Source organism: Chamaesiphon sp. OTE_8_metabat_110, assembly GCF_031382685.1.
Taxonomy (GTDB): domain Bacteria; phylum Cyanobacteriota; class Cyanobacteriia; order Cyanobacteriales; family Chamaesiphonaceae; genus Chamaesiphon.
In genome coordinates, this window is record NZ_JANMZA010000548.1 from 1 (window position 1) to 15,355 (window position 15,355).

11 protein-coding genes are annotated in these 15,355 nt (G+C 47.0%); 1 reads left to right on the forward strand and 10 read right to left on the reverse strand.

All coding sequences use genetic code 11. The features are described from left to right. The 4 genes from RMO52_RS19810 to RMO52_RS19825 all read right to left on the reverse strand — a co-directional run. On the reverse strand, positions 1-840 hold an 840-nt coding region (locus tag RMO52_RS19810; protein WP_310417692.1), incomplete at its 3' end, for an endo-1,4-beta-xylanase. A gap of 8 nt (positions 841-848) precedes the next feature. Then, positions 849-1,637 (reverse strand): WecB/TagA/CpsF family glycosyltransferase, encoded by a 789-nt coding sequence (locus tag RMO52_RS19815; protein WP_309741840.1) that lies wholly within the window; start codon positions 1,635-1,637, stop codon positions 849-851. Further along, entirely contained in the window at positions 1,621-2,826 is a 1,206-nt protein-coding gene (locus tag RMO52_RS19820) for a glycosyltransferase family 4 protein (protein ID WP_310417695.1), read from the reverse strand. The genes RMO52_RS19815 and RMO52_RS19820 overlap by 17 nt, the downstream gene beginning before the upstream one ends. Positions 2,827-2,879: 53 nt before the next feature. Further along, positions 2,880-4,133 (reverse strand): O-antigen ligase family protein, encoded by a 1,254-nt coding sequence (locus RMO52_RS19825; RefSeq protein WP_310417699.1) that lies wholly within the window; start codon positions 4,131-4,133, stop codon positions 2,880-2,882. A 422-nt stretch (positions 4,134-4,555) separates the two neighbouring features. On the opposite strand from RMO52_RS19825, the gene RMO52_RS19830 reads away from it, so the two are divergent. Further along, positions 4,556-5,632 carry an acyltransferase gene (locus RMO52_RS19830; RefSeq protein WP_310417702.1) on the forward strand — a complete coding sequence of 359 codons (1,077 nt, stop codon included), beginning with the start codon at positions 4,556-4,558 and terminating at the stop codon, positions 5,630-5,632. 233 nt (positions 5,633-5,865) lie between these two features. Here the strand turns inward: RMO52_RS19830 and RMO52_RS19835 are convergent, their stop codons facing one another. The 6 genes from RMO52_RS19835 to RMO52_RS19860 all read right to left on the reverse strand — a co-directional run. Beyond that, positions 5,866-6,438: a hypothetical protein gene (locus RMO52_RS19835; protein WP_310417705.1), complete on the reverse strand. Its 573-nt coding sequence runs from the start codon at positions 6,436-6,438 to the stop codon at positions 5,866-5,868. 111 nt (positions 6,439-6,549) lie between these two features. Further along, positions 6,550-6,921 (reverse strand): glycosyltransferase family 2 protein, encoded by a 372-nt coding sequence (locus RMO52_RS19840; protein WP_310417709.1) that lies wholly within the window; start codon positions 6,919-6,921, stop codon positions 6,550-6,552. Positions 6,922-6,953: 32 nt separating this feature from the next. Then, positions 6,954-8,060: a glycosyltransferase family 4 protein gene (locus tag RMO52_RS19845; RefSeq protein ID WP_310417712.1), complete on the reverse strand. Its 1,107-nt coding sequence runs from the start codon at positions 8,058-8,060 to the stop codon at positions 6,954-6,956. Positions 8,061-8,093: 33 nt separating this feature from the next. Next, positions 8,094-9,533, reverse strand: coding sequence for an oligosaccharide flippase family protein (locus RMO52_RS19850; RefSeq protein WP_310417716.1), 1,440 nt, complete (start codon positions 9,531-9,533; stop codon positions 8,094-8,096). A 9-nt stretch (positions 9,534-9,542) separates the two neighbouring features. Continuing rightward, entirely contained in the window at positions 9,543-13,661 is a 4,119-nt protein-coding gene (locus tag RMO52_RS19855) for an amino acid adenylation domain-containing protein (protein WP_310417719.1), read from the reverse strand. Positions 13,662-13,704: 43 nt separating this feature from the next. Next, on the reverse strand, positions 13,705-15,355 hold a 1,651-nt coding region (locus RMO52_RS19860; protein ID WP_310417722.1), incomplete at its 5' end, for an aminotransferase class III-fold pyridoxal phosphate-dependent enzyme.

Consider the following 15,355-nt stretch of genomic DNA (forward strand, 5'->3'; position numbering starts at 1 on the left):
TAGATCGAACCGATTGCCCCAGAGGTGAGATTGCACGCCGAGGGCAGCAACGGGAGTACCTTTAGCTTTGAGCCGCTCTAATAATTTGAGAACGCCCTGTTGATGCTCTTCGTTATATTCTAGTTCGCCCTCGTTATATACCAATAAAGCTTTTGGATCGGTACGCGCGGCAATCCGAAAAGCCATTTCAATATAATCTGGGCCTAAAACATCTAACCAGACACTTTTTCTCAGACCATCAGATCGACCGTCTTTGACATTAATTGCCTCATTTACTACGTCCCAGGAGTGCATTTTCCCCTTGTAAAGTTTGACGACAGTTTCAATATGATTGGTGAAGATTTTCTTGGCATTCTCTTTAGTCAGTGTCGCGGGGAGCCAGTCAGGTATCGCCAAAGACCAGATCAATGGATGTCCGCGCAGTAATAGTTTATTTTTGGCGGCAAATTTGGCAAAATAATCGGTTTCTTTAAAATTAAAAGTATCGACAGTCGGCCGCGTCACACTCCAATAAAAACCCGCAACTACCAGGTCAAATTCCCGTACGAATGTCGATTTTAGTTGTGGATTCGGATCGAAAATAGGGCTATCGATATGTGGCAGCGCGCCGTAAATTAATCCTTTAGCTCGCGCTCGCTGTTTGAGTGAATTTTTACCGACGACCCGAAAACTGCGGCGTTGGCTACTTTGCAGTTTTTGGTCGATGGTCATTGGATAAATCAAATAACTCAAGACCTTAAATTTGCCTAATGCCGTAATTACCAAAGCACTCAGAGCGCCAACCCCAATGCGTAAGGTTTGTCGTCTCGATAATCGGTAGCTGCGGTGAATTTTAGCCATGTGGTTATCTACCGTTTGAATAATAATTGTTTGAGAAATAAGACCACAAATCGGGGATTTTGTTTGAAATAACGCTTCCAGAGGCGTCTTGGTTCCATCAACAGGCGAAATAACCACTCCAGCCCAATTTGCTGCATCCATAGCGGTGCCTGCTTGACGCGTCCAGAATAGAAGTTAAACGCCGCACCGACGCCGAGCATCACGGCGGGAATTTGGGCTTGATGTGCCGCCATCCAGATTTCTTGGCGGGGACAGCCGATGCCAACAAACAAAATTTGTGCTCCCGATGCCACTATTTGCTGAGTGTAGTCGTTATCTTCGGCTGGCGTTAACGCTCGAAAAGGTGGTGAAATCTGACAGACAATCTGAATCGCCGGAAATTTTTGGACTAAAAAAGCTGTAAAAGCAACTAAACTTTCAGCAGTACCACCATACAACGCGATCGGGAGATTTGCAGCAGCAGCAGCTTCACAGACGGTCAAAGTTAGCGCGGGGCCGCATACTCTAGTTGCGCTTTCGATCCCCAGTGCGCGTAATCCCCAGACTAGCGGCATTCCATCTGGGGTCACTAAATCGGCTTGATTGACAACTTGGGCGAAGGTGGGATCGTCATGAGTCTCCATCGTCATATGAACGTTCGCCGCGCAGACGCGTTTCCCGACTTTGGCGTGCGCCCAAGTGATGATGCGGGCGGTGGCATCGGCGTAGTTAGTTGCATCGACACGCATACCCACGATCTGGCGATGTTCGAGCGGGGGTAGTTCCTGCTGTGGTTTCATATCAACGTGAGATTTCATTTTGAGAGGACGAAGGAATTTGAATGGTGCCATCAATCTCAGCAGACTGGTTCGCAACGGAGACATACAGACTCACTAATGAGTCCATGTAATTGCGGATGTCGTAATGCGCGATACTTTGCCGTGCGGCGAGTCCTAGTGACAATCTTAAAGCTTCATCCTCGATCAGTTGGGTCATCGCCTGGACTAATTGCTCCCGATGACCTGGCTCGACTAATAGACCATTACCACCATCACGAATTACTTCAGGAATCCCACCCACTGGCGTGACGATAACTGGCAGTCCCCACGCCATCGATTCCAACATCGACATGGGTAGCCCTTCATGATACGAGGGGAGGATAAAGGCATCGGCACTAGCTAATAATTTATCCCGTTGTTTGGGATTCAACCAGGTGAGAATGGAAATCTTATCCTCAAGTCCCAAGCTAGTAATTAGTTGATTGGCGGCTGCGAGATCGCCATTACCAGCTAAGACTAGCTCTGTGTGTTGGCGACTGGTGGCTGGCAGTGCGGCAAAGGCTTCAATCAGGTCGAAGGCACCTTTGTCCTGTTTGGGGAAAGAGATCAGCGATTTGGCTAGATCTAGTGCGCCACCACGTTTGCCAATTCTGCCCAGAAATACTAACTTTAACTGCTGGCGTCCTAAGCGATTGGGGATGGAAACTGGAATTTCGACGGGGTTATATAAAATAACAGCTTGCCCTGGAGCTAGATCGAATTGGCTCGAATAATATTTTTGCCAACTCTCGGACAAGACAATAATCTTGCTACAGCTCCGAATCAAAAATTTCACAATCTTCTGCGCGAGCTGTGGTAATCCGGCATAAAATTCTTGGAAGGTTGCGCCATGAGCGTGCAAAATAATCGATTGCCTAAGTAATAATCCGATCGAGATTAAAATCGATTTCCTGAGCATACTCCCACGTTCGGCAAAATGAATGTGAATGACATCTACGTCTTTTGTGAAAATTTTCCAAACTAACCGCTGGATCGATCTAGCAAATACCAGAATATTCTCGCTCACAGTTCCCCGCACGATCGTCGGCACATGCTCGATCCGCACTTTTTCACTCGGATTGTTCATAATCAGTTGTTCGACTGAAGTAATTCCCCCCTGAATACTAAAGCCAGTCCCAAACATTAATACTTTAATAATGGATTTTTGGCGATCGATAATTGATGACATAGCTGATTGATTGAGATGCGTAAAAATGATTTTAGATGAGAAATTAGGATCTGCTACTCGAACACTGGTTGGCGTTCGCTTAGTTGTGGCAAGCACAGCGATAAAAATGTTGAGACTTGCAGCGTCCACAAAAGGTTGTTTTGCAAGACCAGCGAACTTTCGGTAAGATTGGATAAAACCACTAAGCACAGTAATAACATCGGCAGGAAAGCATCTGCGGTCTTGACGGATCTGATATGTCCGATCGCTCTATAAACACTACCAGCAAACTCGATCGAGTAGATGGCAAATCCTACTAATCCGAGGTCGAGACAAAGATCTAAATAGCCATTGTGACCATTTGGAGCTTTAAAAGCTGAGGCATTCCAAACGTAGGCGGACGGCCCATCCAAGCCCTGCCAAAATGCACCGAATCCATATCCCAGCCACGGTTTCTCCCAAATTTTATCTAAGATTAGCGGCCAAAATTCAGTACGTCCAGTAAATGTTAAATCTTTGCCAAATGCACCAGCAATTTGGCTGGCACTAGTGGCGATCGATAAATAACCGATCGTGCCCACTAACAAAAGACCGATGAGTGCTGGTATCAAAAATAGATAGTTCCACCGGAAGATTTGGAGCGTAAAAAAGATACTCATCAAAACCACCAGATTAATTAATGGCGATGATGACTTGGACAACAATAGCATGGCGAATGATATCCCCAGCAAAGTCCAAGATACCCAGCGATTTTTCTTGGCCGTTAGTGCTAGTAGTAAAAAGACGATCGTACTCAGGAGCATAGTCCGACCGAGACCATTTTTATGAGTATAAATACCGCGCCAAGCTCCGGCATGAATACCGCCCATAATTCCAAACTTTGGCAGCAAAATTACAAATAAAAGACTGGAGATCGTGCCGATCCCAAACACCCATCCAAAAATATATAGTTGCTCCTTGAGTGTATATCGACTGGCAAAGTACAGCGAAAACAGCATCGATCCAGTTAAAGCGACTACCCGAGTTTGGGTCAGATCTGGTGAAAACGACCAAGAAATCGAGCAGATTGCCAACCCTAATAATAGCCACAGCCATCCACCTCTAGAGATTGACGGAATTACTTGCTTCCATCTAAGTAGGAGTAGCAAAAATGAAATTATATAGATAATTAAAAATATGTTCTTGACAATTGGCATGTCGATCGGATCGTCTTGGAGATCTCCTTCACTAACTCCCCCAGAGAGAATCAAAATCAAGGGGCTACCAACGTAATGAATAAACGCAAAAATTGTGAATATTTTTTCAGATACTATTAATAGTTGATTCATATCAGCGAACGTGTTGTGTGGCAACTAGATTATTAACTATCGATACCGATCTAATCTTGTTGCTGTGAAAATGAGCCATTTATTACGCCCAGGCTAAGGTCTAAATTACACTCGATCGATTAACTCTTGGCAGTGCGTTTTGTCAATCGATCGAATGACTGAAATAGAGTAATAAATCTATTTGTAGTCGAGTTAATATCAAAAATATAGTTTAAGTATACCGATATCTTTAAATTGATAAAACTTAGATAATGTATACTTAAATGGATAATTACCTAAATGTTTAACTATCATACTATATAGATCGCTGCTATGTTGTGATATCGATCGGATTGGCACCCGCTCGGGTGAACTTAACGATGCACATGGGAGATCCGATCTACCATCGATCTAATGACTTACTCTTGGCGTAACAACTCAACATGAAAAAACAGCTCAATTCGCTACAATTGTATCGAGGAATAGCATCTATACTGGTGGTACTACACCATGCAAATATTATCCTCGATCGTGAACTGAAGCAAGATGGTTTATTTAATGTGTTTCATTTTGGTTGGATGGGAGTAGATTTTTTCTTTGTGCTCAGTGGCTTCATTATCTTTTATATTCACCAAGCCGATCTGAGTCAGTCGAGTCAGTTTAAGTCTTTTGTTAGAAAAAGATGTTTGAGAGTCTATCCTTTTTATTGGATTCTTTTAGCAGTCAAGATTCTTGGCTCTCTAGCGATCGAACGCGATGGTAGTTTTGATGGAGTGAATTTATGGCAGTTCATTCAAGTTGTGTTACTTGTGCCACAAGCAGGAACTAATCTCACGCCTTTTATCGGTGTTGCTTGGACGCTAACTTATGAAATCTTCTTCTACGCCATCTTTAGTTTGCTGATTTTATGTAAACCGCAGATCTATCTACTACCGCTCGCCGTGTGGATTGTTGGTATTGTCTTAAATCTTGTCAATGTCTTACCAATAGGCGGATCGGTGTTGCTGGAGTTTATCTTCAACACCCATAATTTAGAATTTGTGTTTGGCTGTTTGGCTGCATATATCGTCTCCACGCACCGATATGAGTACAAAAAAATGTGGATTTATCTAGCGTTAGCAATGCTAGTTGGAGCGATTATTAATACTGGCTACCGTCAATTCGATGTCGCGGGACTATCGCCAGTTATTGCCTATGGGATTCCCTGTACGATCTTGATCGTGGGATCGGTACAGGTGGAAAATCAAACTGTGCTGAAGCTCCCCTCATCGATAATTTATCTTGGCAATGCTTCATACTCCATTTACTTAACTCATGGGCTATTTATGAATACAATTGCCAAAGTTTATCTTAAAATTAGCGAAAAGTTTGCGCCAGCCTTACTAGATTCACAGATCGTTATGCCACTCGTGGCGACCGCGATCGTAGGCATGAGTATCGCACTTGGTTGTATAATTCACGATCGCGTCGAGAAACCATTACTAAAAATATTAAATAATAAACCCGCGACAGCAGTATGAATTGACAATTATTGCTAAAAGTCGATCTAGGTAGCAGTATAGACTTGAAATCAGCCTCAGAGGGTGTCTGAAAAGGCTTTTCGGTGTGAATCGGAGATCTAAATCCCCCTTAAAAAGGGGGACTTTAAAAGCCCCCTTTCCAAGGGGGTTGGGGGATTTAGATCTTAAAACGCAGCAATTAGACTTTTCAGACATCCTCTCCGCGATCGACCTGAATTAAATTAGGCTGGCTCTTAACTGGATTTACTCAAGGCTTTCTTCAGTGAGGAGTAAAAATCGTGCTTTGGAGGAGCATTTTTTCGATGGAAAATATCATAGACTGTTTTATTGCCAAGCAAGTGATATTGAATTCGGCGATGGATAATTCCGGGGATTCTTTTGGCGATATAGATCGAAATGTATGGCTTAGATAATAGAGCGGTTACAGCTTGCCACTTTCTCTGCTGAAGTAGCTCTAGAAACGTGAAGTAGTCAAAATATCTTTGTAGCGTTTGATAATTTTCCGTGAGTGCATGAGCTAATTGCGGCAAACTTTTGACAATTTGTTCGGTCTTGATAAAATTCAAAGTTGATGCACAGTTCTGATGAAGGTAAGCTAATTTGCTGGTATAGACTAGGGAATTCGATCGCACCACATAATAATAATAAGGCTCTGGCACTAGCAAAAATTTCCCGCCTCTAGCCAAGCAGGTCAACGTCAACCAAAAATCTTCGCCTACCTTCATCTCTGGATCGTAGCGAATCTGGTGCTGGAGCAGAAATTTGCGGTTGAATATCGGCTTAGAAATCCCCAGTCGCAGTCCCAATTCTCCATAGACATCAGTTTCGACAAAATAGACCGGATCGATCTGCTTAATGGTAACAATTGGTTCGCCGCTTTCTGTAATCAGCGTACTCCAAGCTCGGTCTTCACCATCTTAAACTAGATACAGATCGTCAGCAATCAGATCGGCATGTTGTTGGGAGGCAATCTGTAAGAGTCGTTCTAATCGGGTGGGCGCATACCAATCATCTGAATCCAAAACCGCAATCCATTCACCTTGAGCCTGAGAGATCGCCCAATTCCGGGTCGCACTCACGCCCAGATTTTCAAAGTTAGTAAATACTTTGAGGCGTCTATCTGTAAAGCTGTTTGCTATTGCTAGCGTGCGATCGGTCGAAGCATCATCTACGAGGATAATCTCAATATTAGTCAGAGTTTGTTTCAACGCCGACTCGATTGCCCGACCGATATAGACAGCGGTATTATAGGCAGGAATCACGATCGAGACTTGAGGATTGATGCTCATTTTTGGCTGTTAGAAGGACGAACTCACAGTTGCTAACCATATTTGTCAGCAATTGCTTGATGATATATTTCGACAGTTTGAGTGGCAATATTAGTCCAATTTAGATCTTGCTGACAGCGCTTAAAGGCAGCAGCTTGGAGTTGCTGTTGCAACTGCCGATCGCTTAATAACCTGATAATCGCTGCGGCTAAGGCTTCGACATTGCCTGGGGGTACCAGCAAACCATCTTGCCCCGATTCGATTAACTCTGTCAACCCGCCAATGGCTGAAGCGACGACTAGTGTGCCCATACCATAAGCGAGGGTGGCTACTCCACTTTGGGATGATTCGATATAGGGTAAGACAGCAATCGTACTCCGTTCAAAGAGCGCTGCGACTCGTTCGGGCGGAATGAAGTCGTCGATAATTTCGATCTGATGTCGATCTACGCCATCGGGAAAATACTGCTCGAAATTTTCGCCTTTGCCCGCTATTATCAATTTAACGGCAGGAAACTTTGCCGCAATTAACGGTAGTGCTGCAATCAAATATTTAAGACCTTTATACGGCCAGATTCTGCCAAAAAACAATAGCGTTTGCGGCTCTCGCTCGACGGTTGCGGCGGTAGATCTGCGCCGATACAGACTCCCGAGTTCGCCGTGTGGCAACACGCAAACTCGCTCTAGTGGCACCCGAAAATGCTGAGTGAGAGTTTGTTTTAATGCTTGAGCGTGAACGATCGCTCGATCGGAACGATGGAAGGCAATTCGCTTAGTATAATCGGCCCCAAAGATATTTTGCCGATCTCCAGGGTGCCGAAACACATCATGAATGGTGGTGACGAGCGGTGGCATTCGATTGAAAAATAAGGTCAAGTCATACCACGGATCGTTGGTTTCTTGAACGTGTAAAACGTCCGGTTGCAATTCCCGCAAGATTCGCATCAAGGCTGACATCGCGGCGAAGTTACGCGGATCGCGGATGCGAGGTTTCTCAAACTCAATGACTCGAATCCGAGGATCGAGCGAACTCCGACAATATGCTGCCACCTTTTGAGGTTGAATCAAGGTGAGATCGACTAGCTCGTACAAACTATTGGCAAGTTCGATCGTGTAATCTTCAAAGCAAAAATGTACTAAGGCGACTTTAATTCTGGTCATAATTCTCGATATTGTTAGGTCGCCTGATTAAATTTACGATCGCAAGTTGACAATCGATTGACGGACGCGATCTATGCCACCTAATTCATGTACCATTACCGCCGCAACTAAAATAGCGTAAGCACAGACAGCAAGGCTCAGTGTCAATAAGAAATTGAGCTGCATAGTTTGCAGCAGCAAGAAGACAATCGCCATCAAACCGCTAATCAGTAGCGGCAATCGTAAGATCCGCAAAATGCGGAGCGGAAAGATCCGTTGATGGACGGCAGCACCGAGGACGCTAAAATTAGTAGTAGCCATGATTAAGCTCATAAATACCGCTCCCATTAATTGATATTTGGTAATAAAAAATATGCCCGACAGTCCGCCCACTGTCGTCGTGATTGCTACTTCAATGAGATTAAACTTTTCTAAGCCGTTAGCAATTAAGACATAGCCAAAGGTTTGCGAAAAAGTGGCGATCGTCATCGAGATACACATTAAATTTAAAATCACCGCTGCCTGGGAAAAATCTCGGTTTTGATAAATCAGTAATAATAAATCTTTGCCATAAAATATCGTCCCGATCGAGAATGGTAAACCGATACATAGTAAGGTAATAATCGTATTTTCGGCCTCTTGTCGCTGGATATCCCGCCCGAGATCGACCGCTTTGGACATGCGCGGAAAAGCGGCTAAATTGAGACTATTAGAGACGATCGTATAGGGCTGAAGTAGCTGCATTACCGAGCCGTAGAGACCGATGAGGACTTCACTACCGAGTAAGGAAAGAATCAAGACATCAATTTTGGCAGCGATCATTCCCAATCCTTCAGTCGCAAACAAAGTTTTGGCAGTTTTGATAATATTCCACATAAAATCGCGATCGATTTGCCATTGGGGCGGGACGATCTTGACTAGCATCAGCCATTCGATCGCCAGAATTAGAGTTTCTGAAATTACTAAAATAATGCCGACATCGATGATTTGATGTCTGGCTTGCATCATCCAGAGCATCACAATTAAGCGCAATATATACACTGGCACTGTCGCCAGCGCGATCGAGTGCATTTGCTCGCGGGCTTGAAAAATTGATTCGGTAATATTAGAGAGTGCAAAGGGAATCGCCGTAAAACCGATGACACAGCAGAGGATCGAGGTATCGCGGCTGTATGGTAACAGATAAATAATGACCACCATTGCCGCGTAGCCAACTAGGCTAACTAGCAACTGTAATAAAGTACCACTTACCAAATATACAGGCGTGGCATCCGGGTCGCGCGCTATTTCGCGGGTAAATAGGGTTTTGAAACCTTGAGAGGTAATGCTGACAAAAATATAGTAGTAGCTAATCGCGAGTAAATATTGACCCAAGGCATACGCGCCTAGAGTTCTCGCGATCGCCGCGCTCAAGACAAAGGTAGCAATCCCTTGAGTTAGGCGATTGAGCAGCATCGATGCCGAATTACCGATTAATTTGCGTTGTTGCGACATATAATTTAATTAAATACTCGCCTGAGATCGTGCTAAACAATCTTTGAGTTTTGCGGCTAAAGTAGCGACCCGAGGCTCTTTTAACATGCTCGAATGGGGGCCGGGGATCTGCTGGATCTCCAGATTTTCAACCAAATCTCGCCAGCCAAATTCATCGTGGAGACAATGCTCTAGATCCTGGACTTGGCAGCGCAACAGCGTCAACGATCCGGGATAAAATCGTGCGACGTATTCCTCGCCAGCTTCGAGATTAGCATCTAAAACAGTAAGTAATTGTGGTGTCAGATCTTCGCGTTTGTACAAGCTTTGAGCTAGAAATTCGCGCTGGTTATTGGCTTTCAATCGATAATCGATCCTGCCCATAATATAACTGGATCGCTCCTGCGGTGTGAGTTGAGAGAGATTATTTAAATGCACTCCCACCGCCCGGAAAAATGATGGACGGAGGTTTGGCAAATTGGGCGCACTACTGTCTAATAGGGCCAGTAGTGCCGTCTGTTCGCCCTGGGCAGCCAATTGCTGAGCCATCTCATAGGCGACAAAGCCACCAAAAGAGTAGCCAGTCAGAAAATACGGGCCGTGGGGTTGAATAGTGCGAATTTCTTGGAGATAGTGGCTCGCCATCTCTTCCACGCGGCGAAATACGGGCTTGCCGTCGAGTCCCTGGGACTGGAGTCCGTAGACGGGCTGGTCGGGGTCGAGATAATTGGCGAGGGCATAGTATTCGAGTACATTGCCACCGACTGGATGGATGCAGAATAACGGTGGTTTGGGCGATTTGATGTCGCGATCGTGTCCCGGCGTCGCCGCCCTAATCGGGACTAGTGACGACCAAGCAGCAGATGGTGCTTCCTGACGGAGAACTGTCGCTAGCTCCTCGATCGTTTGTTTTTGGAGTAAAGTTGCCAAGGGGAGATTTTGACCCCAAATTTGCTCGATTTGGGCAAATAGCCGCACGGCAATCAGGGAATGACCGCCGAGGGCAAAGAAATTGTCCCTAATCCCGATCGGGTGGACGCCGAGTGCCTGCTCCCACATGCTGGTGAGCTGACGTTCTAGATCGTCCCGAGGCTCTAGCAGCTTGGCTTCCGGCTCTGGGCGAGTCTCTGGCTGTGGCAAGGCGCGACGATCGACTTTGCCGTTAGTTGTGAGTGGTAGGGCTGTCAGCATGACGATCGCCGTGGGAATGAGATAATCTGGCAATCTGGACTCTAGGAAGGCTCGCAGTTCCCGCTCGGTGGGTTGTTGCTGGGACTGCGGTACCAGATAGGCAACTAAGCGTTTATCACCAGATCGATCTTCGCGCACGATAACGGTAGCTTCGCGCACGCTGGGGTGTTGCGCCAAGACCACTTCAATTTCGCCCAGCTCGATCCGAAAGCCGCGAATTTTGACTTGATTGTCGATCCGTCCCAAAAATTCGATATTACCATCGGGGAGATACCGGGCTAAATCGCCGGAGCGATAGAGCTTTTCGCCGATCGCAAACGGGTTGGGAATAAATTTTTCGGCGGTTAATTCGGGGCGATTGAGGTAGCCAGTGGCTAAACCAGCGCCACCGATGTACAATTCGCCAGGAATCCCGATCGGGACGGGTTGCAAGTCAGCATCGAGCAAGTACACTTGAGTATTGGCGATCGGTTTGCCGATGGGAACAGACGTCGCTAAGGGGTCGAGGCTGGCGATCTTGTAACAACTCGCAAAAGTCGTACTTTCGGTCGGCCCATAACCATTAATTAACTGACAATTGGTGAGAGTCGATAGTGCTTTCTGGACGTGCGGAACAGAGAGGATATCTCCCCCAGCAATCAGTTGGTGCAGCGGTCGGAGATCCGCCAGTCGTTCGTCTACCATCAGGTGAAACAGCCCTGCTGTCAGCCACAGGGTCGTAATTTGCTCGCGGGCGATCAGTTGACCTAATTCAGCTAGCGAGGGCTTGTCACCAGGATATAAGACTAGTTTGGCACCATTGAGGAGGCTCCCCCAGATCTCAAAAGTAGCGACATCAAAGGCTATCGGCGCAATCTGTAAAAATATCCGATCGGGACTAAAGTCGATATAGTCGGTCGCTTTCACCAGTCGCACGACGCCATGATGTGGGATACAGACCCCTTTGGGTTTGCCCGTCGAGCCAGAGGTATACATCACGTAGGCCAAATTAGTCGATCGCAGCACTAGACTGGGATTGGTGGCACTAGCGGTGGCAATGTTGTCCCAGTCGGCATCGAGGCAGATGACCTCGAACTGCTGTGGGGGTAATTTGGCGCTGTCGGCTGTTGTCGTCAACATCACGGCGACTCCCGCATCAGCTAAAATCGTGGCGATCCGTGCGGGGGGAGCGGCGAGATCGATCGGGAGATACGCGCCACCAGCTTTGAGGATGCCCAAAATGCCGACAATCGTGTCGATCGACCGCTCGATCGCGATGCCGATGAGAGCGTTGGGCTGGACGCCGAGGGCGATTAGATAGTTGGCAAGCTGGTTGGCACGGTGATTTAACTCATGATATGTGAGTTGTCGATCGTGGCATTTTAAGGCGATCGCTTCACCATTGAGAGCGACGCATTCTTCAAATAATTGATGGATACATTTGGCTTGCGGATAGTTAGTTTGCGTCTGATTCCACTCCACTAATAATTGCTGTGTTTGCGCTGAATTTAGCACCGACAACTGCCGAATCGATCGCTCGGCTGACTCCACGATCGCCGTGAGTAAATTTTCAAATTCGCTCAATCGCCGCTGAATAGTCGCCGCACTAAATAAATTAGGATTGTACTGACAATCTAAATCGAGCTGACCGTTGGGCTGGGTGGCAGCACTCAGGAATAGTTCAAAGGTGGCAAAGGCAGGACGATTCATGCAGGTTTGCACTTCGAGATCGCCAAACTGCTCCGGCTTGGTGTTCGCTAAATCGATATTAAATACCGCCGAAATCAGCGGGATGCGACTCGCATCGCGGGGAATCGCCAATTTTTTTAATAGACTCCCAAAGGTAAAATCTTGTCGATCGTAGTCATCGAGAATCGACCTATTTCTAACTTTGAGATAATCGCTAAATTTACACTCTGGGTCGATTTGGCTCCGCAGTGGTAAAAAATTGACGCAATGCCCGACCAAATTATACCTACCAGTTGCCGCTTGACCGGATGTAGGTACGCCGACAGTCAGATCGGTTTGACCAGTCATTTTGTACAACCAGACTTCATATGCCACCAGCAGCGTAGTCATCAGACTACAGCCATTTTTGATGCCGATTCGGGCGATGCGATCGACTAAATCGGCTGTAAGAGTATAATTCTCAGTAGCCGAATCAAAAGTTCTTACTGGCGGGCGGGGATAATCCGTAGGTAAGTCGGTAAGTGGTGGTATGGTGGCAAATTTGTCAAGCCAATATTTCTCGATAGCGATCGCCTCGGCACTGCCGATCTTAGCTCGTTCGGCGAAAGCATATTCGCTAAAATATTCGGGTCGATCGAGATCGAGAGCTGTACCGCGAGTCAGTGCGGTATAGATCTGCGCCAAATCTGTGCCGATCGCTCCCAGCGACCAACCATCACACACCAGATGATGCACGCTGACGATTGCCAGATGTTCGCGTTCGCCCAGCTTGATAATTTGCGTCCGAAATAAGGGGCCATGTTGAATGTCAAACGGCTGACTCATCGCTTGCTGCTGATGTGTCGCGATCGCCGCCGATCGTGCTGCTGCTGTGAGTGCTGATAAATCGATAACTGGCACTCGCACATCGATTTTTTTAGCAATTAAAATCGTCGTCCCATCACCGCTAAAAGTCGTCCGCAGCGATTCGTGTCGATCGACTAAGCGATCGAAAGCAGTTTGCAGCAACTCGACATCCAGCCGACCGTTAAATCGCAATGATTGCGATAAAATACACGCCAAATTAGCTGATTCGCTCAGTTGTACGCCCAGCCAAATTTCTTGCTGAGACTCAGTAGCTGGTGCCGTTAGTAAGATTTCACCATCGACGAAGGGATCGAAATCGATCGCTTTGAGATGAGATTCGATCGCTAAATCGATCGGTATCGATCCTGTCAAATAGAGATTTTCATTGTTTAATAACGGCAGATTGAGAGCTGTAAATTCGGATGTAGAAATGCAGTCCATCATAACTATAAAAATTCAAGAGAAAATCTAAAAATCAATAATAAATTTAGGTATTAGGCAAAGTGTCGATCTGAAGATAAGTACCGCGATCGGGGTCAGTGATAAACCACGCTGGATTTCCCGCTTGATCTTTGCCTAGTCGTGCCCCCGGTCGGGGTGGTAAATTGTGATTGATGGCGATCGCATTGCCCGAGCTGGAAAGGAAGCCGCCGGATTGTAATTCGGCAATGCAGACTTTAAACGCCCAGAGAATTTGCTCGATATCGGCGTCATTGTGCGCCAGTGTCAAGAAACAAGGTCGGTTTTCCCAGATATGAATCCCTTTTTCCCGCAGGAGATAAAACAACAAACTGCTATAACTTTCGCTTGGGGGAAAGGTTAGATAGAAAAACGAGCTAAAGTGTTCGATATTTAGTGGAAGTCCGACAGCTTCGCAGTGCTGGGCGAGTTGTTGGACGAGGTAGGTAACTTGACGATCGAGGGTCTGATGGAGCTTGGCACCACCAGCTTCGAGTTGGGTCAAAATGGCTTCGACAGCCGCTAGCGCCAGCGGATGCCGGACGAATGTACCCGCAAAGAAGGTCACGCCCACTTCTGGCATGGAGCGATCGCCAAATTGCCAGAAGCCGCCATCGAGAGCATCCATATATTTAGCCGTGCCAGTCAAAATCCCGATCGGCATCCCGCCGCCGACAACTTTGCCATAGGTGGCAATATCGGCTTTGACGCCAAAGTATGCCTGTGCGCCGCCAGGAGCAACGCGAAAACCCGTAATCACTTCATCGATAATCAGCGCGATATCCAACTGCTCGGTGAGGGTGCGGAGCGATCGCAAGAAGGCTTGCGGCTGGAGGTTGGGATGCCGACTTTGGACGGGTTCGACAATTACCGCTGCAATATCGTCGGCATATTCCCGAATGATTTCTAGCGATCGAGGATTGTCATAATCCAACACCAAAATATTAGTGAGTGCGGACGCCATCACCCCCGGTGCGGAGGGTAAAGTTTTCAGATCGGGCGCGGCGCGGAATAAGACTTCATCAAAGGTACCGTGATAAGAACCCGCAAAAATAACGACTCGATCGCGTCCAGTCACCGTCCGGGCAATCCGTAATGCCGCCATCACCGCTTCCGATCCGGTATTACAAAAGGCAACCCGCTCCATCCCGGTAAATTGGGCGATTTTTTTAGCAACTCTCCCGGCTAGTGGCGTCTGAGGGCCGATCGCCATCCCTTTATCGAGCTGGGTTTTGAGCGCATTGGTAACAAAATCTGGCGACCAACCGAAGAAATTTAGCCCGAAGCCGTTGGTGAGATCGATATATTCATTGCCATCCTCATCCCACAGTCGCGCGCCCTGAGCGCGATCGGTGACGATCGGGTAGACCATTTCTTTAAGTAAGGGTGTAAATCCGGACACGGTACGCGGATCGGCTAGATAGCGACGATGCTCTTGGGCTTGGCGTTTGGAGGTGATGGTGCGAGCTACATAGCGATCGATAATGTCGGAGAGGGCGGCTTGTTGTGTGGGGTTGAGGCTGGTATCGATCGCTTTACCAATTTTGAGTCCGGGTGCTGGCCCTTGGTTGATGGGAGTGGGTTTGTGGCCGTTGTTGTTGCTGGGGGATTGGGAGTGGGGGAGTGGGGGAGTAGGGGAGTAGGGGAGTGGGGGTGCTGGGGGGCTGGGGGACTGGGTG